General features: G+C 45.5%; 19 protein-coding genes. 11 read left to right on the forward strand and 8 right to left on the reverse strand.

Going from position 1 to position 20,665, the window contains the following annotated elements:
* Window positions 1–509: 509 nt before the first annotated feature.
* From GWC95_RS11170 to mtgA, 4 genes are all read left to right on the forward strand, one after another.
* Window positions 510–2,006 (forward strand): hypothetical protein, encoded by a 1,497-nt coding sequence (locus GWC95_RS11170; RefSeq protein WP_161818811.1) that lies wholly within the window; start codon window positions 510–512, stop codon window positions 2,004–2,006.
* 35 nt (window positions 2,007–2,041) lie between these two features.
* Complete coding sequence (locus tag GWC95_RS11175) at window positions 2,042–2,812, forward strand: hypothetical protein (protein WP_161818812.1); 771 nt, start codon at window positions 2,042–2,044, stop codon at window positions 2,810–2,812.
* Between the two features lie 560 nt (window positions 2,813–3,372).
* Window positions 3,373–4,023, forward strand: a complete 651-nt coding sequence (locus GWC95_RS11180; RefSeq protein WP_161818813.1) for a hypothetical protein — start codon at window positions 3,373–3,375, stop codon at window positions 4,021–4,023.
* Between the two features lie 16 nt (window positions 4,024–4,039).
* Window positions 4,040–4,756 carry a monofunctional biosynthetic peptidoglycan transglycosylase gene (gene mtgA, locus GWC95_RS11185; RefSeq protein WP_161818814.1) on the forward strand — a complete coding sequence of 239 codons (717 nt, stop codon included), beginning with the start codon at window positions 4,040–4,042 and terminating at the stop codon, window positions 4,754–4,756.
* A gap of 6 nt (window positions 4,757–4,762) precedes the next feature.
* On the opposite strand, the gene GWC95_RS11190 is transcribed toward mtgA, so the two are convergent.
* Window positions 4,763–5,320: a M23 family metallopeptidase gene (locus GWC95_RS11190; protein ID WP_202630281.1), complete on the reverse strand. Its 558-nt coding sequence runs from the start codon at window positions 5,318–5,320 to the stop codon at window positions 4,763–4,765.
* Window positions 5,321–5,555: 235 nt separating this feature from the next.
* Here GWC95_RS11190 and GWC95_RS11195 point away from each other — a divergent pair, with 235 nt between their 5' ends.
* The 4 genes from GWC95_RS11195 (at window position 5,556) to GWC95_RS11210 (ending at window position 8,914) form a co-directional block, all read left to right on the forward strand.
* Window positions 5,556–5,711 carry a hypothetical protein gene (locus tag GWC95_RS11195; protein ID WP_161818816.1) on the forward strand — a complete coding sequence of 52 codons (156 nt, stop codon included), beginning with the start codon at window positions 5,556–5,558 and terminating at the stop codon, window positions 5,709–5,711.
* Window positions 5,712–6,104: 393 nt separating this feature from the next.
* Window positions 6,105–6,707 (forward strand): hypothetical protein, encoded by a 603-nt coding sequence (locus GWC95_RS11200; RefSeq protein WP_161818817.1) that lies wholly within the window; start codon window positions 6,105–6,107, stop codon window positions 6,705–6,707.
* 475 nt (window positions 6,708–7,182) lie between these two features.
* Window positions 7,183–7,473: a hypothetical protein gene (locus tag GWC95_RS11205; RefSeq protein WP_161818818.1), complete on the forward strand. Its 291-nt coding sequence runs from the start codon at window positions 7,183–7,185 to the stop codon at window positions 7,471–7,473.
* A 241-nt stretch (window positions 7,474–7,714) separates the two neighbouring features.
* Window positions 7,715–8,914 (forward strand): NAD(P)-dependent oxidoreductase, encoded by a 1,200-nt coding sequence (locus GWC95_RS11210; RefSeq protein ID WP_161818819.1) that lies wholly within the window; start codon window positions 7,715–7,717, stop codon window positions 8,912–8,914.
* 167 nt (window positions 8,915–9,081) lie between these two features.
* On the opposite strand, the gene GWC95_RS11215 is transcribed toward GWC95_RS11210, so the two are convergent.
* Window positions 9,082–11,586 (reverse strand): phosphocholine-specific phospholipase C, encoded by a 2,505-nt coding sequence (locus GWC95_RS11215; RefSeq protein ID WP_161818820.1) that lies wholly within the window; start codon window positions 11,584–11,586, stop codon window positions 9,082–9,084.
* 100 nt (window positions 11,587–11,686) lie between these two features.
* A complete protein-coding gene (locus GWC95_RS11220; RefSeq protein WP_161818821.1) occupies window positions 11,687–12,160 on the reverse strand; it encodes a hypothetical protein in 474 nt (157 codons plus the stop codon).
* 315 nt (window positions 12,161–12,475) lie between these two features.
* Between GWC95_RS11220 and GWC95_RS11225 the strand changes: the two genes are divergently transcribed.
* Window positions 12,476–12,760, forward strand: coding sequence for a helix-turn-helix domain-containing protein (locus tag GWC95_RS11225; protein ID WP_237722141.1), 285 nt, complete (start codon window positions 12,476–12,478; stop codon window positions 12,758–12,760).
* 108 nt (window positions 12,761–12,868) lie between these two features.
* Here GWC95_RS11225 and GWC95_RS11230 read toward each other — a convergent pair whose 3' ends face one another.
* Both GWC95_RS11230 and GWC95_RS11235 read right to left on the reverse strand, forming a co-directional pair.
* Window positions 12,869–13,441 (reverse strand): YciE/YciF ferroxidase family protein, encoded by a 573-nt coding sequence (locus GWC95_RS11230; RefSeq protein ID WP_161818822.1) that lies wholly within the window; start codon window positions 13,439–13,441, stop codon window positions 12,869–12,871.
* Between the two features lie 45 nt (window positions 13,442–13,486).
* Window positions 13,487–13,984 (reverse strand): DUF421 domain-containing protein, encoded by a 498-nt coding sequence (locus tag GWC95_RS11235; RefSeq protein WP_161818823.1) that lies wholly within the window; start codon window positions 13,982–13,984, stop codon window positions 13,487–13,489.
* A gap of 108 nt (window positions 13,985–14,092) precedes the next feature.
* Between GWC95_RS11235 and GWC95_RS11240 the strand changes: the two genes are divergently transcribed.
* Entirely contained in the window at window positions 14,093–15,625 is a 1,533-nt protein-coding gene (locus tag GWC95_RS11240; protein WP_161818824.1) for an FAD-dependent oxidoreductase, read from the forward strand.
* An 89-nt stretch (window positions 15,626–15,714) separates the two neighbouring features.
* The gene (locus tag GWC95_RS11245) at window positions 15,715–16,089 is read left to right on the forward strand and encodes a DUF6496 domain-containing protein (protein ID WP_161818825.1); all 375 of its coding nucleotides are present in this window, start codon (window positions 15,715–15,717) and stop codon (window positions 16,087–16,089) included.
* 79 nt (window positions 16,090–16,168) lie between these two features.
* Here the strand turns inward: GWC95_RS11245 and ku are convergent, their stop codons facing one another.
* From ku to ligD, 3 genes are read right to left on the reverse strand one after another with little or no spacing between them, the layout of a single operon-like run.
* Window positions 16,169–16,957: a non-homologous end joining protein Ku gene (gene ku, locus GWC95_RS11250; protein ID WP_161818826.1), complete on the reverse strand. Its 789-nt coding sequence runs from the start codon at window positions 16,955–16,957 to the stop codon at window positions 16,169–16,171.
* 11 nt (window positions 16,958–16,968) lie between these two features.
* Window positions 16,969–17,826: an SDR family oxidoreductase gene (locus GWC95_RS11255; RefSeq protein WP_161818827.1), complete on the reverse strand. Its 858-nt coding sequence runs from the start codon at window positions 17,824–17,826 to the stop codon at window positions 16,969–16,971.
* A 9-nt stretch (window positions 17,827–17,835) separates the two neighbouring features.
* Window positions 17,836–20,634: a DNA ligase D gene (ligD, locus tag GWC95_RS11260; RefSeq protein ID WP_237722142.1), complete on the reverse strand. Its 2,799-nt coding sequence runs from the start codon at window positions 20,632–20,634 to the stop codon at window positions 17,836–17,838.
* Window positions 20,635–20,665: the final 31 nt, after the last annotated feature.

Below are 20,665 nucleotides of genomic sequence, written 5' to 3' on the forward strand. Positions count from 1 at the left end.
AGTATAATAGAAGCCTACAACAGTCGAAGGCCACATGCCAGCTTGAATTATTTAACACCAGAAGTAGCACATACAGCCGAGGGAACGATCCCTAAGCGGTGGAAGAAATACAAAAGAGCAACTGAATAAATAGAAACGTAATTTAGTGTAAAGAAAATACCAGGATTATCTACTAACAGTGTAAGGTTTTTTCAGGACGAGTCATCACTTTGAATCGGAATTAATGGATCACTGCAATCGGATTTTGCACGCAAATCATCAAATTGAAAAAAAATTGCAAAAAATAAAATAAATGAATTACGCTAAAACTATCAATAAGTGTATTTTTTAATATCGATTATTTATTATATTGCACAAAATCCCCCCCCGTTACAGCACTCTATTCTGCTGTAAAAAGAAGCGCTGATCTATAACAACGTTTTGCAAAACATCCTGGGTGCTGCTAATAGACCACCATGCTCGGTGCGCTATTGACGTATTCAATTATTAACAATTCAAAACTTTGTCTAATGAAGAAAACATTCGCGTATTTTTTCTTTTCTTTCGTACTCTGTATCGTTGCAGTTTTCTCGTGCCGTCACACAGATAGCTTTATGCTCAAGTCGAGGCTTACAAACGCTCAACAATGGTTTGAATCCCAAAACAGATCAAGTTTCAATGAAGTGTTCCAAAACGCGACGGTCGAATGGGGAAAAGCAAAAGAAAAAGTACTTTCGAGTAACAACCGTGTGATCGTTGTACCTATGAGAGAAATAACAAAACACAGCGGATACAGCTCAAAAAGACTGCTTTATCTTTATCCATTCAGACGAAGCACAGGGTTTGCCGCGCGGATCGTAGAGTTTGAACCCAGCATCAAATATGTTGCTACCAAAAAGGGAAAAATCAGCGCAAAGGATTTTACGGGTTTGATTACAGCCTGGGATTTAAAAAAGGGATTTGTACGCGGACTGAAATTTGAAAACGCTATCGCTGTCGGTTCATTGCAGTTTAAACGCGTAACGGAAGACTATGCTAAAACAAACTTTAGAAAATCCGCTTCATCCTCAAAATTGAAGCAAGTTCGTACCGACGACTGGCTACCGCCTGTGACAGTCGTTAGCAATCCTGTTTATCAGGGCGGGAACAACACTTTTTTTAGTTTCTATACTTTGACAGGGGTAATTTTTGACTTTTCATTACTTTCAGGTCCAGGCAACAACCCATGTGAGTACACAGATTGCAATATCAATAACCTAGATGACCTTTTTCAGGACGAAGATTTTTTCAACGAAGCTGCCCACCAGCAGTGGGAAGATGATCAGGATTGGTTGAAGGAAAAAGTAAAGGACAGTTCCAATGACCCTTGTATAGATGCAATTCTCAAAACGTTTGCCACCTTAAATAATACAGTTGCTATGGCGTTGCGATGCAATACCTATTCCGATCCGGATTTCAGCACAGTTATCAAAACAGCGAATTTAGGAAACTCACGCGGAGGGACGACAAACATGAACACCACTTCCCAAGGTGACTACGAAATTACAATCAATTCCAATTTCGATGGAACTATTACAACCCTGTCAAAAGCTGCATCGTTACTACATGAGATGGCTCACGCACAGATACTGGCCTTATACAACAAGGCTGTAACATTGGGTGACACTGCTTCCCAACGCTATGTTGCTGAAAATTTTGGTTATGTAATCAAGGATGATGTAGATGCAATGAATACATTTGGCTTCTGGTACAATCTAAATGGTGACACACATAATGTGATACAAATGCAGTACATAGGTCCTTTTTCCGGGATACTTAACGAATTTGCATCAAAAGAGGGAATAACAGTATCATCCCAATACATACAAGATCTCTTATGGTCCGGCCTTCAGCAAACATGGGCATTTCAGGACATGGACGAGTCTGAACGAAAAAGGATTCAGGGACGTATTGATGCAGAAAAAACCGGCACAGGTCTTGACCAGTGGGGCACGCCTATTGAACCTGTGGGTAAAAAATGCCCGTAGATAAAGAACAAGTTTAAACTTTATTATATTACAATATGAAGCCAAGCCTCCTATCTTTTTTGCTGATTTTTTCAACCTCGGTCATGGGACAAGTTCCTATTCAAAATAGCAAAATATATTCTGTCAGCCTGCCCGGTAATGGTAACGGATACATGATATTTAAGACAGGAAGGTTTCTTTTTTTAAAGTCCTCCTCCAGAGATCTAACCCCGGTAAAAGGTGAACAATTTTCTTCTATATCTGAGGGTACGTTCCAGGTAATGGAGGATATGCTAACCTTGGTATTCTCAAAAAATGGTTTTCGCAGTTACTCCACTGATACCTTCAACTATAAGAGTTATGGAACCTCAAACTGGGATTCGATTTATATTGAGTTGAGGGTAAAGGAGGGCGGAGGATTAGTAATAATTCACCCAGATGGCGAAAAAAGGTATAACAATAAAAATTTTATCATAGGTCAAACCGGTATTTTGCAGATATCTCTCCCAAGTTCATATAAAATTAAAAGCATAGAAGTTGCAAAAACTCCATATGCACCAAGGTATCTGCCGTATAACAAAGAAGCAAACAAACATGAATACATGATCACTGTTTCAGACCCATACGAAACAATTACCGATCAGGATCAAAAGACTGTTGAATTAAAATTTAAGGAAACCAAAGGACCAAACTTGCTTTTTTCTGGCGGCGCTATTTTTACTGAAAAACGAGAAGTACAAAAACAGCAACTGTTAAATGAATCATTTCCCCGGCTATTTTTGCATAGTAAACTTATAGAAAAAAAGATCTTAGATTTTCTAAAATAAACTCCATCAATACAGGACTATATATTTCATTGCTATACGGGCCAGTTATCTGGTATTTTAGAAAAAATTTGCATGCGCACCTCGTTCTGAGGTTCGCATGCTTTTTTTTTCTTTCAAGTCTGATGATATTGATTGACAGCAGAGCCGGTTTTTTTTCAATAGCAGTTATTACAGCGATGAACTATAGATTTAAATTGCTCAATCCTACGTTTTTAATTTCTTCAATAGGTTTTATAATTCTGATCTTAATCGTTAAATGGAATTCCACTTTCGGGAGGTTAATGATATGGAAGGTCTGTCTAACAAACCTAAGTGACTACTGGAGAACAGGGACTGGCCGGAACACTTTCGCGTTTAGTTACAGTCAATGGCAGGCTGCCTTCTTTGAACGTCAAGCTTCCTGGTCCAAATTCCATGTGCTGGCTGATTGCCCTGAATTCCCGTATAACGAATTCCTACGTTATTTTATCGAGTACGGATTTGCTGGGTTATGCGGATTATTGTGCGCTTTTTTGATACCGTTGATACGATATAAGTATAACTCATTAAACTGGAAAAAAGTGCTTTTATATGAACTCATTGTTTTCTTAATTTTTTCAGTTGTATATGCTCCATTTAGTGTACAGTTGAATCAACTTATTTTCCTTTTTTTGATCTTATTTTTTCTATACCAGGATAAATCGCGTACGTATCGGTGCATATGGCGCTTTGCTGTTTTTTGTGTAGCATCCTTGATTTTATGGAACTGGATTAGCTATAACCGAGCTTCCGACGATTGGGAAACAGCAACACTTTGGGCAATGTCCGATCCTAAAACTGCCGAACAATATTTCAGAAATGCTGAGCCGATCTTACACGCCAACCGGAACTTTGCAAAATCACATCTTGACAATCTATTCGCGCTTGATAGTGCAGTTGCGTTAAAGTTTATCGCTTCAGACAAGAACCTCAATCAATATCAAGCAAATTTGCTACTTGGAAAAATTTATGGACAACGAAAAGACTATACCCGTTCGATATACCATCTTAAGCTTGCTCACAACATAATCCCTAACCGATTTATTCCGCTTTACGATTTAATGACAATTTTCAAGGAGCGCAAGGATTCCGCAGGACAAAAATATTACGACTCTTTAATACTGAACACACCTGTAAAAATCCCATCGAATGCCGTAAATTATATTAAACAAAAAGCGTTAGAAAAAAATTAAATAAACTATGAGATTTGTGAAAAAGACCCGTTTGCGAAGATGGATAAGAATCTTGTATAAGGTTTTCCTATTTATGTTCTTCAGTAATCTAGTTTACGTTGTATTCTGCAAATGGCTCTATCCCCCAATCACACTTACCCAGGCCTATTACATTGCGGAATCTCATTTACACGGAACCTCAACAATAAAACGCGATTATGTCCCCTACGATAGCATATCCGCAAACATCAAACTCGCCGTTATCGCATCTGAAGATCTAAGGTTCGGCGCACATAATGGAATTGACTGGAAAGCAATTAAAAAGGCGAGGGAGTTCAACAGTAAACATAGAGATTCGGTGGTATTTGGCGCGAGTACTATAACGCAACAAACGGCTAAGAATGTGTTCTTATGGAAAGGCAGGTCTTATTTTCGAAAAGTTCTAGAGGGGTATTTTGCGCTTATGATTAATGCTGTTTGGGGTAAACGAAGGACACTTGATATATATCTGAATGTAATTGAATTCGGAAAGGGAGTTTATGGAATAGAAGCTGCATCAAACCACTTTTTTAAAAAAAAATCTGCCTATCTAACGGAAGAGGAGTCGGCAAGATTAGCTGCATGTCTTCCGAGTCCTCAAACTTTGAACCCATTAAACCAAAGCAAAAATTTTATGGATCGCGTAGCCCAAATTAAAGATCTGATGGCTTTCAAAAGTAGCGATCCTGATCTTGAAGCGATCATTTACCAGTAATTGTCTTCAACGTCCTAGCTTATCTTTTCCAATATCTAAATATTCAAGCGGGTCTAAATAAAATATCTTTTTCCAACCATCAATTGCTCTGCTATCCCACCGGTTCACATACGGAAAGACAGTAAAAATCGAAAAGTGCAGATGGGGTGGTTTGCCGGCCGCGTTCCCCGTATTTCCAACCTTACCGATTACAGTTCCAGTACGGGTTGTTAAAAACGGGCGTACATAAACCGTGTCCAAATGGGCGAAATAATATATGCGCCATTTTGGCCCTAATACATAGATATAATTACCGCTAATAGATCCTGTCCCAGTTTTAAGCACAATACCATAAACAGGCGAAATAACGTTTGTACCTTTTTCAACAAACACATCCACCCCCTTGTGGACCAGGGACTCCCCCCAAGGATAATACCAAAAGCTTTGAGGATCGATTCGAAACAAAACGGACTTGACAGGAACAAGCAGTTTATGAGATTGCGGTAGGCAATAGCCCAAGATAAAGAAAAACGTTATCAGTAACCCAGCAAGAATCAGCTTGCGAATACGTATCCTTGTTTTCAAGATCATGTATAAAAATAAAAAACGTCTCCTTTCTCTTCACTTTTCTCGCGAGAAACTCTTATAATTTTTTATTCTCCACAACAGAATGTCCTTAAATATAACTCATTTCAGAACGCCTTGCAAAATTCGATCATTAAGCAATAGCGGCAAGCCGATATTGTGCTTAAAAATACAAGTAAGTGACACAACCGGCGATGCCCCAGAAAACGAAAGCCGCAACGTAAACCAGAAGAAAATGAGAGAAAGTAAACTAGCAGATTTTAACCAGGTACTACTCCCGTCTGGCCCTGTTCAAGAAACAACCCAGCCAATTTATTTACCGATGCATCAGTCATTGCAAAATCCGATTAAACTGACCACTGTTTTTTCTGGCGAACTTTTGATGAGTTAATGGTCATTATTCAAATTGTAATCATAAGTACATATCACCAGGTGTAATCATCTCACTCCTTTAAAGATACTACGGTTGCATTCAATTACTGCGATCTCTTACCAATCATCCTTCTTCTGTTCTATCTTTTTCAGTGTCAATTGCTTTTTATATATGAATGATTACAACATCACATTACGATGCTGTAAATCGCATTGTATTCGTTCTCCACAGGGTGTCCATTCAAAAAATTACGGAGTTCTCCGCGGACGTCTCCCAGAGGGGACTCCGCGGTCGGCGTGCCGCACACCCCTCCCCGCCAATAAAACACATTTCTAATTTCAGGTGAAACAACAAGCACAATCAGGTTTATGCCGCAAAAAATAGAACCTGCTACCGTGCTAAATTGCTCCAATGAGTGTAAGAAAAAATATTGCAGAACCCAATGGCGTGTTCTTCATCACGCTGACCTGCGCACGCTGGTTGCCGTTGTTCAAAATTACAGATGGATATGCTGCAGTTTATAAATGGTTTGATTATCTGAAACAGCAAGGTCATCATGTATCTGGCTATGTGATTATGCCGAGCCATGTGCATGCATTAGTTGCGTTTTCTACAACCAGTAAGTCGATCAATGCGATCGTGGGCAACGGTAAACGTTTTATGGCGTATGAGTTGGTGCGGCTACTCGAAAGTAATGGTAATCATGATATACTCCGGCAATTGGCCGAATGGGTTAACGCAACAGACAGGATGAAAAACAAAAAGCATGAGGTGTTCGAACCCTCATTCGATAAAAAAGAATGTTACAGCTTGCGGTTTATGGAACAAAAAGCGAACTACATTCATATGAACCCCTGCAAAGACGGTTTAGCAATTCTACCCGAAGACTATGTGCACAGTTCGGCTAGGTATTATTACACGGGTTTACAAGGTGTTTACCCAGTGATCACCTATTTGGAATTGCAGGATATTGATTTATCTCGTTCGCAGGCATTGAAGGGTCGTGATGAATAGTTAACCCGTGCTGCGCGGAGTCCTCTTCGAGAGACGTCCGCGGCGAACATTCAGGATTGTTGTATTTCCCCTTCTCCCCAAGGTACCCGATGGCCAAAAAAATCACACTGTTCTCCGCGGACGTCTCCCGGAGGGGACTCCGCGGTCGGCGTGCCTCACATCTCCTCGCCAGTAAACCACACCTTATAATTGGTTAAAATAACATCGTCTGCAACAGATACGTTTTATGCAATACGACTTGGCGTGATTAATCCAAAACGATGTTATAGAGCGCATTGTCGGCCGAAAATATAATCGGGATTTATTTCCGCAATACCTATGTCAATCCCAATACCCGGTACAAGTATATACGAAATCAAGTCACGTTCCACAAAATCTACGATCGATTATTAAGTTACCATTACCTCTGTGCATGGTTCTACTCATTGGGCATTCGTGGTATGCTTTTCGTCACATAAACCTAAAATCCCACAACATGAAACATGAATTTTTATTCCGTCTCCTGGATCCGCGCGAAACAATCGGCGGCGGAGACAACGAAGTTGTAAACAACGTTCCCGAAAATTCGCTGACTGAAGAAGACGATGAATTAACGGACGATGAGTTAGCAGACGACGACGATCTGGAAGACGACGATGAAGACGTTACCGGCGATTCCGTCGACACAGATTCTCTTGACGCAGAAGTTGATCCTGATGACGAAGAAATCCTGGGTGAAGACATTCCAGCCGACGCTGACGATGAGACCGAGGACGATGCCAATTAGCACATCTTCCTGGTGAGTGAACAAAAAAGCCGTGTTTGATAACCACGGCTTTTTTCTTTTGCCCCGAGCATTCATCGCACACGGACCGCACCGTAACCAGTTGCCGGCAAGAACGATTTTCCAAACACGAACGGAATGAAGCATCTTAGTTAATCAGGTAAATCAAATTGAATATTCCTTTAATTGCTGGCTGCATGATCACCGCTATGGATTTGAACCTATCTTGCACAAAAATCCAGCAATGCTCACAATAGGCCTTATCAGGGAAGGAAAAGTGCCCGCAGACAACCGGGTAGCACTTGTTCCGTCGCAATGCAAATGGTTGGTGAAACATTTTCCCGATATCAGGATCCTTGTGCAGTCATCGCCCAACCGCTGTTTTACAGACGAAGAATATACACATGCCGGAATTGAAGTAACGGAAGATCTTTCTGCCTGTGATCTATTACTGGGCATCAAAGAAGTGCCGGTTGCGCAACTCATCCCTGCTAAAAAATACCTTTTCTTTTCCCATACGCGAAAGAAACAGCCGCACAACCAAGGGCTGCTGCATGCAATGACGGATCAAAAGATCACGCTGGTGGATTATGAATGCCTCGAGCACGAAGACGGGCAACGGATCATCGGGTTCGGTTTTTTCGCGGGTATTGTGGGTGCGCACAACGGCATCATGGCGCACGGCACCCGCACGGGAGCCTATCACCTGGGCCGTGTAACAGCGGTTAAAGATTATCTTGAACTCATTCATACGTATTTCGGCCTCAAACTACCCAAACTCAAAATAGCCGTAACCGGGAGCGGCCGCGTGGCGCATGGTATACTGGAGATCATGAACCTGATGGATATACAGGAAGTGGAACCGGAAGAATACCTGCAGCGCAACTTCGAATACCCCGTTTACGTTCACCTCAAAGGCAGCGATCTCTATCGCCACAAACAAACGGGCACCTACAACCGCGAAGATTTCCACGCGAATGCGGGCAACTACGATTGCATTTTCGAAAAGTTCTGCAACCACACCGATATTTTAATGAATGGCATTTACTGGGAGGAATCCATTCCCCGGCTGTTCAGCATGGAAGCCTTGCGCAGCGAGGGTTTCCGCATACAGACCATTGCCGATATCACAGACGACAAGAACGGAAGCGTTCCGTGTAACCTTGGTGATGCCACGATCGAAGATCCTGTATATGGTGTTGACCGGGTCAGCGGCGAAAAAACGGCGCCGTATGTAAGCACCAGCATCGACGTTATGGCCGTTGGCAATCTTCCCAACGAATTGCCGCGCGATGCGAGCCGTTATTTTGGAGAACAACTGATCAAATACGTACTGGACGATATCCGCAAAGGAGGCTCCCCAACCATCGACCGCGCCACCATATTAAAGGATGGGGCGTTGACGGATGCATTCGGGTACTTATCGGAATATGCGAAACATTAATGGCATCGTTCAGGTTGCAATGCCGGGCAAACCGTATTCGTTTTGCGAACGATTGAAATATTTATAAGCGTTTACCAAACGTATATAAACGTTTACAGTTTTCTTGTCCAACAAAGATTACTGCTTCGCTGTCTAACTCCTGGTCCCTTACTTCCAATCGGGATTCACTAACTCACCACATCTCCCATCAACGGGTCTGTTTTACCGGGCTCGCCTGTTTCTACTTTTCCTGCAAACCTTTCTTCAAAAGCACTATATCCTTCAAACACAACACTGCAATCGTACCAGTGATAGCTTTTTGAAAGATCAAACACGAGTTGTGTTTTAGCGCCGGGGGCGATCTCTTTTGTTTTGCTGCCGGTTTTGTAACTGTTATCGCGAACGGTGCATTTGAGGGCCTTGTTCTCGTTGTTGGTGATCGATAACACCAGGTTGCCGGTAAGTTTTTTTGTGTTGATCCTTCCCGTTTCGTATTCGCAAGTAATTTTTACAAGGGGATTGTTTGGATTGCCCATGAACTCGCGGTAAAAACCATTGGGGGCATACACGCGGAGATGGTAGGCGTTGTTGTCAAAATCAGCAATTTTCCATTCATCTTTCAGCACATCACCTGGGGATACGCTGTAATCCCATACACGCAATACTTCCTTGCGGTATGGGTTCATCGCATACACTTTGAATGGAGAGCCTGCGGCTTTGTTGCCAAATATTTTTTTGCCGGCAGCAAACCGGATGCCCACTGCGTTCCTGTCGGCCTCACAATTCACATACAACTCATAAGGCAATGCACACGCATCACGAATGCCTTTTTCCTGCTTTGGGAAATAAGGTGATTTGGCGTGATCGGTGTTGATCAGATCTATATCCGCTTTACCAAGCAGTTTAAAATCTGCCGGCGCTTTTTTAAACTGGGCCTGGTGTATGGTTTCCACAAAAGGTTTCTGCGCAATAAACTCCGGCTTCTTTATGGGTTCGCCGTTGTAAGACCGGAAAGCCGAACTCAGGTCGCCGCAGATCATCCTGCGCCATTCTGTAATGTTCTCCTCCTTGATCTTTTTGCCAAATTTCTTTTCGATAAAGGTTTCAAGAAACTGTAACGACGAGGTATGATCAAACAATTCCGAACATACAAAACCACCCCTTGTCCATGGAGATGCAATCACCATCGGAACCCTGTAACCCAGTCCCAGCGATGCCTCGCGTATATTGGCCGCGCTCGCAGATGAATTGTGCTGCTGGTCCTTCAACACAAAATCCATTTTCGGATCTATGTTCTTTGAAACCTTACCGGTATTTTCTTTGTATGGATTGGGAACGATGTAGGGCGGCACATGATCAAAATACCCGTCGTTTTCATCATAGGTTAAAATGAAAATGGTTTTCTTCCATACCTCCGGGTTTTCCAATAAAATTTCCATCGCCTCGCTTACATACCACGGACCGAACCATGGTTCGCCCGGGTGATCGGAAAAATTAGCGGGTGGTGTTAACCATGAAACGGTTGGAAGGGTACCGTTCTTCACATCCTGCCTGAACTGGTGAAAAATATCCCCTTTGGGCATGTTCATTTTTCTTTTCTCGCCGTTGTTCTCGTATTCAAATGGCGCCAGCTCGTGAAACAACGGATCGTTGCTGTTGGTTACAAACGCGCGGTTGTGTATTTCCTGGTAGGCATTCGACAATTTTGAGAATGATTCTTTTGTAAACCTTTGCTGCGCCGTGGCGATCAATCCCAACAGTTTCTTCGCCGCGGCCAACCGGGTTGCATTTTTCGCGGGGTCCTTTTCCAGCGTTGCAATTTCTTCTGTGAGGTTCTTTCTTTTGGTTTCCAGGTTCTCGATTCCGCCTTCGTGCAATCGAACATTGTACTGCTTGAAATATTCCATCACGTTGCAGCCAAAATTGCTCAGCCAGGCGCTCTCCTCTCCTTTCAACCCGTAGCCCATCGTCAATTCGTTCTGGTAGATCTTCCAGGTGATGCCGTTTTCCTGCAGGCGTTCGGGATAGGTTTTCCAATCGAGTTCCGGGTACTCGTAATTGCTTACGTTCCATACATGCGCAATGCCTGAAGGGTCGTTCTTCTCGCGGTTTGTTCCCGTCATCCAGTAATGCCTGTTGGAATGTGTGCCGGTGATGCTTGAGCAGAAATTCTGGTCACAAACCGTAAATGCATCTGCCAGGGAATAATAAAAAGGAAAATCGAACCGGTCGCAATAACCCATGGTCAGCGGCATTGCGGCGTATGCCTTGTTGCGTGCCTTCTTTGTGTCGAGCCATTTGTCGTACTTGCCGAGGTTCATCGCGTCGGTCTGGTCGGTCCAGTTGTGCGGCAGCGAACCCATCCATGCGATCCTGGTGTCTTTTACATTGAGGTGCGCAGGGCCATAGGTTTCGCCTTCTTTGTTGGTCTGCAGCCAAACCTTGTTCTTATCGGGAAGCTGTATCGCGCGGGGATCGTTGAAGCCACGCACACCCTGGAGCGTGCCGAGCTGGTGGTCGAAAGAACGGTTCTCCTGCATCAGGAAAACGATGTGTTCGGCATCGAGGAAAGTACTGCCCAATGCAGGGTTGATCGCAAGCGCTTTCTGGATCACCGGCGGAAACATATTCATCATGGCGGTACCACCGGAAAAGACCGCTGCCTTCTTTAAAAAATCCCTGCGTGAGTTCATATCCCTTTTTTAAGGGATAAAGTAATGACTTTATTTGAAGACTGTACTGTGTTTTTATTGTTACCTGCATGGGCGGGAATGGCCTGTTGCCAGCCGCGGATCAGGCACTTTCGCCCGGCAGTTCCGGGCGCTGGTTTTCGCCTTCGTTCCCTTCCAGGTTGGCCCCATCCTCGATGGCTTTTAAAACCGCGTCGCCAAAAGATTTGGGATAATATTCTTCGTTAACGGGGAAGTCAAATTTTTCCCTGGTAAAATGCTCTGCGATCACAAAAGGATCAGGCAAACGGTCTACCGCGGGCGTAATACCGCTTACATGGTATTCTTTGTAAATATTTAGCTTCTGCTGTACATCGGCAGTATAATCCTTGCCATTATAAGTGAAGTGAATCGGGATCCAGCAGTTGCCGTCGTTCACACCATCCCCCGTCCATTCTTCCATGGGTTTCTCTCCTTCTCCGCTTTCCTCCTCCTCCTCTGAATACAAAGCATCATCGTCTTTGTGGATCACTAGGTCGGTCAGCTTATCGTTGCTGAATGCGGGGTCTTTGTCGCCGGGTTGGTTGGTGTATGTCATAAAAGGGCCCTCTTTAATGATTGCCTCCGATTGAGACACATAAAATTCTATGCCGCAAAAAAAGCTCCGGCATATAACCGGAGCCTCGTACATGTATCTTTCTCTTCGCCGGCATTACCCGGATCAGATGCTATGGGTATATTTCTCAGGAAGAATTTCCACCCCTATACATGTGTATGTTTAAGGAAGTACCAATTGCGTGCCAGTATGCCGGATTTGTTGACCTTTTTTTGATCTTTTTTACTCGATCTGTTCACAAACCAGGTTTTTTGCCGGTTGAGGGCTTTTTAGACCTCGGCTTTTTAAATTCTTTGTTTGACTTTCATCGTTCAGAATGATTTTCAGAGCGAGAAGAGCGATTCAATGATCAGTAAGAAAGACACCGTACTACTCCAGAAATTCGGGGCCCATATACGCAGGCTGCGTGAAGACAAAGGGCTGAGCCTTCGCGAACTTTCGTATGCGTGCAACATCGACAACAGCAAGATCTCTAAAATTGAGCAGGGCCGCATCAATGTAACCGTTTTAACCGTGCTTGACCTCTCGGCCGGGCTCGAACTCCCTCCTGCGGAACTGATGAGTTTTCAGAAAAAGGTATAGCGGATCGCTATTTGTGTCAGTTCTGCGCCCGATCGTGAATTTGTTGATTGGGAAATTTTGAAACCCTTAGCGGTCCCAAAACCCCCAACCACAAACTCTTAAGTACATCTAGGCTTCTACTTCCGCTGCAGCTTCGTAGTTTACGCTGTTCTCTGCGATATCGGTAAGCAGTTGATCCGCATCTTTTTCTTCAGAAAGTGTTTGCCCCAGGATTTCTTTTACGTCTGTTAACCCAAGCGTAGCGGCCAATGTGGCCAACCCGCCATAGGTTGCGATCTCGTAGTGTTCCACTTTTTGAGAAGCAAGGATGATACCCACATCTCTTGTGGCGGTACCAGCTTCGGTTTCTTCAACAATACCGTTCCCTTCTTCGAGAATACCGGCCATCGCGTCGCATTTTTTGGCTTGTGCTTTTTCGCCGAGCAGTTCAAAAACCTGTTCGAGGCGGCTCACATGCACCTTTGTTGCTTCGAGGTGATCGGTGATCGCGTCTTTCAATTCCTGTGTGCCGGCAGCTTTTGCCATCTTTGGCAAGGCGGTTACCAGTTTCTTTTCTGCCCAGTAGATGTCTTTGATCTCATCCACAAAAAATTCTCTTAATGCCGGATCCGCTGTATTTTCAGATTCGGGTTGACTCTTCTTTTTTGTCGCCGTTTTTTTGGCGGGACTCTTCGTAGGCATGATTGACGATTTTAGATTATTAATAATATACAATGGCAAAAAATCTCATGCCATTTCATCTTTCTTTATTACACTCATCTCACCGCATGCTTCCATGTATATCTGTGCAATATTTTCTACCGAATCGGTGTTGGTCTGTAAATGAACTGCCTCCATCACATCGTCGTGGCTCACTAATGTTTTTCGCATGTTGGCTTTGTGTTGCTTTCCGTTGCTGTAAAGGCTCACCCTGCTGCCCTTGATCCAGCGGGCCATCGTTTTGTTGAACAGGGCCGTCCAGCTCAGGAAACGATGGAACAATACAATGGCAAAACTTGCACAGATCACGGGAATAAAAGGGGAACTGCCGGTTATGCCGCGGCTCAGGATCGCGCCGAGGATGATCATTACGACGTTGTCAACGGCAGATTTATTGCCAAACGTCCGCTGCCCCGTTACACGCAACATCACGAGCGCCATCACAAAGACCACCACGGCGCGGGCCGACATCTGCAAAGCGGTCAATTCTTTTCCTTCACCAAAAATGCTTATCCACCATTCCATGATTTTACAACTTCAAAAAAAATACCTGTGCGAAGGGAACGCTGACAAAGCATGATCGCCCGCACTGGCACGGGTTTTTGTAGAATCACTTGAACAAACAGTAAAAAAATGATCGCAAGAGACGGCGCCTGTACCAGCATCTGGCAATACAGTATGGAGCCTTACGGGCCAACGAATAAACCGGAAGCCGGAATGGTTTACGATGTTGCCATTGTGGGCGGGGGCATTACCGGGTTGAGCACGGCGTGGCTGCTCCAGAAAGCAGGCAAACGATGCCTCGTTCTCGAGGCAAAAAACATCGGCTTCGGCACCACCGGGGGAACAACGGCTCACCTGAATACAATGCTCGATACGCCTTACCATGTGATGATCAAAAATTTCGGGGAAGACAACGCAAAGCTGGTGGCCCATGCAGCAAAGGAGGCAATCGCTTTGATAAAACAAAACATAGATGACCTGCGGATCAACTGCAGCTTTAAACATGTTCCCGGCTACACGTTCGCGCAAAACGAAGACGAAGCCAAAGAACTGGACGACATGCTTGAATCGTGCCAACAGGTGGGTGTAGAAGTTGCTTACACCGACAGGATACCTGTTCCGATCACGCACAACAAAGCCATTGTGTTTAACAACCAGGCGCAGTTCCATCCTTTACAATACGTATACGGCCTGGCAAAAGCTTTTGAAGAGGCCGGCGGTGTGATCGTTGAAAATACAAGAGTGAAAGGCATTGAGGGTGATGATGTGATCAGCATCACCGGCGATACAACCTGCCAGGCGAAAGCAGTTGTTTTTGCAACACATATTCCCATCGGCATCAACCTGCTGCATCTCCGTTGCATACCTTACCGTACCTATGCGCTTGGAGTAAGGTTGAAAGACGAAAAAGACTACCCGTATGGTTTGGCCTACGATTGCAAAGATCCCTATCATTATTACCGTACGCAGGAAATAGATGGCGTTAAATACCTTATTGCAGGCGGCTGCGATCACCGGACGGCGGCGGAAGAAAATACCGAAAAGATATTCCTGCAGCTCGAGGCGCATGTGAGAACCCATTTTGATGTGGAAGAAGTGATCTATGCGTGGTCCTCTCAATACTTTGAACCCGCGGATGGATTGCCCTACATCGGCCACCTGCCGGGCCACGCTGCAAATGTGCTCGTGGCAACGGGTTTCGGGGGCAATGGGATGATCTACAGCAGCGTTGCCGCCATCACGCTCAGCAAAATGTTGCTGGGAGAAGAAACACCTTACACCAAACTGTTCGATCCCAACCGCGTGAAACCGGTGGCGGGATTTGTGAACTTTATCAAACACAACGCAACGGTTGCGGGTGAGATGATCGGGAAGATCTGGCCCGCGGATAAACTCAACGCACTCGTGGAGCTGGCTCCCGGCGACGCCAAAGTTGTGAAATACGAAGACGCCACGATTGCCCTCCATAAAGACGAACATGGGAACCTGCACGCCATCCATTCGAGCTGTACGCACATGAAATGCACGATCGCATGGAACTCGGCAGAGAATTCATGGGATTGCCCTTGCCATGGGGCACGGTTCAGCATTGATGGCGAAGTGTTGACGGGCCCAGCGTCAACGGATCTTGAGGCAGTGGTTATCGGGCGCGGGGATAACTGATGAATCACGCCGGTCGTTGGACAATAAAAGAACGGCCCTTTCTTCTCTGGCATTCTTTTTTTGTTTTTCATTCAAACAAAACCCATTTTATGCCAAAGTATTCAAAGAAAGCGGGCGACAAAGTTGAGCGCGCGATGCACGAGAAAAAAGCGGGCACCTTGAAAAGTGGACGCAGTGGTAAAAAAGTAACAAGCCGCAAACAAGCCATTGCCATCGGTTTGTCTGAGGCCCGCGAAGAAGGTGCGAAAGTGCCGAAGAAAGCTGGAGCGAAAAAAGCTGCAAAGAAATCCGGGGCTAAAAAAACCAGCAGCAGGAAAACTGCAGCCAAGAAATCCAGCAGAACATCGGCCGCGAAAAAAGCAGCTCCTAAAAAAGGCGCAAAGAAAGCAGCGAAAAAATCAGGCGCAAAAAAAGCAAGCAGCAGGAAAACCGGTGCGAAAAAAGCGGCGAAAAAAAGATCGTAGTTTTTTTCTACCCGATAACAAAAAGATCCATTGTTTTCAATGGATCTTTTTTATGATATGCCTTTCAGTAAGCAACAAGCTAAGAAGCTTTGCGGGTTGTTTTCTTGTGCCCGCCCAGGCTCTGTTTCAATTGTTCCATCAGGTCGCTGGATGCAGTATGAACCACTTTCATGGTTGGCTTCGCCACTGTTTTTCCTTTCGCTTTCGCTTTGGCCTTGATGAACTGCAATAGTTTGTCGTTGTAAACATCTTTAAATGCACTGATGTCAAATTTCTTTGTAAGCTGCTCTATCAGCGTTGCCGCTACTTTTACTTCAGCCGGTTTGCTTTTGGTAGAAGGGATCTTGAGCTCGCTGTGTGCACGCACTTCGTGTTTGAACCTGAGCTTGTACAGCATCAGGGCATTACCCGTTGGCTTGATCATCGCGATGGTTTCCTTGTTGCGCAGCACATAGGTACCCAACGCCACTTTGCCCGTTTTTTCCAACGCATCGCGAAGCAGGGCATACGCCCTTGAACCGCTTTTGTCGGGTTCGAGGTAATAAGCATTCTCGTAATAGATCGTATCGATCTCTTCCTGCAGGCAGAACTGCGTGATCTCTATCATCTTGGTCTTCTCCGGGCTCGCTTTCTCAAAATCCTCATCGGTAAGCACTACGTATTTATCGTTGAGCATGTACCCTTTTACAATGTTCTCCCATTTCACTTCCTTACCGGTTTTTTCGTTGACCCGCTGGAAACGGATGTTTGCATTATCCTTTTTGTCAAGCATATCAAAGTCCAGGCTGCTTTCCTGCGTTGCCGCATACAGCTTGATCGGGATGTTGACCAATCCGAAACCGATGGAACCTGTCCATAATGACCTCATAAAAAAATAATTTAACCGTTAATAATTTCTCCCCCGTTGGGATGAATGAATTGACCCGTTATGTATGATGAATCCTCCGTTGCCAGGAACAGGAAAGCGGGCGCCACTTCTGCCGGTTCGCCCGCCCGCTCCATCGGCGTTTCGGCGCCGTGGTGCGACACGCGGTTTGCCTTGAAACTGGCGGGGATCAACGGCGTCCAGATCGGCCCGGGCGCAACCCCGTTTACGCGTATTCCTTTTTTTACGAGGTTGGCCGACAGGCTGCGTGTGAATGAAACGATCGCACCTTTTGTTGCCGCATAATCCAGTAAATGCTTGCTGCCGCGGTATGCCGTTACAGAAGAAGTATTGATGATGCAGCTGCCTCTTTTCATAAAAGGCAAAGCATGTTGTATGATGTGGATCATCGCGAATACATTTACCGCGAACACTTTCTGCAGTTTGGCCGTGGTAATGTCTTCGATCTTTTTTGTTTCGTAATGCAGTGCCGCATTGTTTACCAGGATGTCGATGCGCCCAAACTGTTTCACGGTTTCTTTCACCGCTTTTTTACAGAACGCTTCTTTGGCCAGGTCGCCCTTGATCAACAGGCATTGCCTGCCGTACTGTTCCACCTCTTTTTTTGCCTGGCGCGCATCCGCGTTCTCGTTCAGGTAAACGATGGCAACATCTGCGCCTTCTTTGGCAAAAAGAATGGCCACGGCTTTACCGATGCCGCTGTCGCCCCCGGTGATCAATAACTTTTTATCCCGCAACCGTCCGCTCCCCGGGTACACGGGTTCCGATACCGGTTTGGGATGCATCCTTGTTTCTGATCCCGGCCGTTGTTGCGATTGACGGGGTTTCGTTTGTTTTTTTGCTTTGGCCATATACACTGTTTATTCTTCTGCACTCAGGTTTTGTAAATTTTCGATCGCCTTTTTCATGTTGATCCCCTTGCCGAGCACGGGTTTAAAAATATCGCCCTCTTCCTTGATCCTTGCGATGGCATTGTGTATGGTAAAATCCTGCATCTTCAACCCTTTCTTCACCTCTTCCCAATGCAAGGGCATCGACACGGTTGCATCCGGTTTGGGCCGGAGCGAGTATGCGGTTGCCAGTGTGGCCTGCGGGCGGTTCTGCAGGAAATCGAGGTACATCTTGCCATTCCTTTTCTTAACGATCCGTTCAATACTGGTAAAACCGGGCAGCTCGTGCGTAACGATCGTTACGATCAACCGCGCAAATTCCTTGGATTGCTCGTATGTATATTTTGCGCCAAGCGGGATATAGATGTGCAGTCCTGTTGAGCCGGATGTTTTACAGTAACAATCAACTTCCGCACTATCCAGTACCTGCTTTACCATATTGGCGGCTTCCACAACTTTTTCAAATTTGTTTCTTTCAGAAGGATCCAGGTCTATGATGCACCAATCCGGGTTATCGGGCTTCCTGATGGTACTGCTCCAGGGGTTCATTTCTATACATCCAAGCGATGCCATGTATAAAATATCCGCTTCTGTTTTGCAAACCATAAAGTTCCGGTCGCCCCCTTCGTCTGTGTGGTAAGGAAAGGTCTTGATCCAGTCCGGCACTTTTCCCGTTACATCTTTCTGGTAAAAACTTTCACCGTTGATGCCGTTGGGATGGCGGTTGAGCGACATCGGCCTGTCTTTCATATACGGCAACATAAACGGCGCTGCCTGGTAATAATAATTCAGCATGTCACGTTTGGTGATCTTGCCTTTGGGCCAGTAGACCTTGCTGAGATTGGTAAAGCTGATCTCTTTACCACCGATCTTGCGCACCTGGGTCTCATCCGTAGGGTTGAGAAACGTTTTTCGCTCCGTGCCCTCCTGTGCCGTCAGGATCTTTTGCCTGTGCAGCACGCTTGTTTTTTTAACGGCCTTTTTTGTTGCGGTTGCTTTTTCCATAACTACGTCTTTTGCGGCTTTGTCGATGCGCATTCCTTCAAAAGAAGGATGGCGCATTACCCCGTCGCTTGTGATTTCTGTGAACGATACTTCGCAAACCAGTTGCGGCCTGAGCCATGTGGCCGTTGCGTGCGGCGGGTTGGGCTGAAACCTCGATGGCTTATTGATGTCAGGCTCCGCGGCAAACGGGATGGTTTTGGTGATGAGTGGTTTGAACTGCTTCATCATCTCTTTCTGCAACGCATCCGAGAACCCGGTTCCGATCTTCCCGATATAATTGAGTTCTTTTCCTTTGTAAACACCCACGAGCAAGGCGCTGAAAAGTTTAGAACTGTCGTCGTTCCTCGTAAATCCTCCGATCACCACTTCCTGCCGCTGGTTCACTTTTATCTTGAGCCATTCTTTGGTTCGGAGTCCGGGGGTATACAGGCTATCTGATTTTTTCGCCATGATGCCCTCCAATCCCATTTTGGCAGCGGTGGCGAAGAATTTCGTTCCCGCCACGTCAAAATTTTCGCTGAGCAATATGGTTTCGTTTTGCGGAAGGGTGCTTCTGAGGATGTTTCTCCGCTCACTTAACGGAACATCAAGCAATGACTTGCCATCGAGCCACAGAATGTCGAATACATAAAATTTAAGTTCCCCGTCGGCCTCACTGCGCCAGTTCTGGAGGTTGCCAAAATCAGAGATCCCCGATTTGCCTGCAACGATGATCTCTCCATCAAGCACAACATCCATCCCCACATTTTTCAGCGCATCGTAAACAGGATAGAATTTTTCGTTGAACGATTTGTTGTTGCGTGAGCGCAGTTCTACTTTGCCGTTCCTGCAATAGGCAACGGTTCTGTATCCGTCCCACTTGATCTCGTATTGCCAACCCGGATCGTCAAATGGCTTGTCTACCAAAGTTGCCAGCATGGGCGAAACATCTTTCGGGAAGGCGGCTTTCTTTCCCGCTACGGGTTCAATTTTTTTTTTAGCGGCGGCCGAACGCACGCTGGTGGTTTTCTTTGCGGCTGTCTTTTTTGCCGGCGCCTTTTTGGGTGCGGTTTTCTTAGCGGATTTTTTCAACGCAGGTGTTTTATCAACCGCCTTCTTCGTATTTTTTTCCTCCCTGTTCGATTTCCAAACATTGTCTGCGGCTTTTTCCACCTGTTTCAGGGTTCTGCCCGAAACAACGGACTTTTCTTTCCTGGTTACGTCGCTCGTTTTTGCATATTCATCCCTGTGTTTGATGAGCAACCACGCATTTTCTCCCCTCCCATGCGTGTGTACCAAAGCATATTCGCCCTTTAGTTTCTCACCGTGCAGCCTGAACTTGAGCGAGCCCGCCTTTAGTTGCTTGAGCAGTACTTTTTCCTGGGCGTTTTTGCTCTCAGCCGGTTCAAGGGGTTCATAGGTTCCCTCGTCCCAAACGATAACGGTACCGCCACCATATTGCCCTTGCGGGATGATTCCCTCGAAGGTCCTGTAATCGTAGGGATGGTCCTCCACCATCATCGCCAGTCGTTTCACTGCCGGGTCGGTTGAAGGGCCCTTGGGCACCGCCCAGCTTTTCAATACACCATCCATCTCCAGCCTGAAATCGTAATGCAGGTGCGAGGCATCGTGTTTCTGTATCACAAAACGCAATGCCTTGCCATCGGCTTTTCCACCGGTGGGCTCTGGTGTTTTCGTAAAACTCCGTTTCTTTTTATAGAGTGTAAGTGCCATACCTACAACGGTCATAAAAGGTGTGCCATATAAGAGGCCACAGGCTGGCATGATTTTTTTAATGCTAGCTGTTTGCCGATAT

Origin of the sequence: Sediminibacterium roseum (assembly GCF_009939005.1) — a bacterium.
GTDB classification, from domain to species: Bacteria; Bacteroidota; Bacteroidia; order Chitinophagales; family Chitinophagaceae; genus Sediminibacterium; species Sediminibacterium roseum.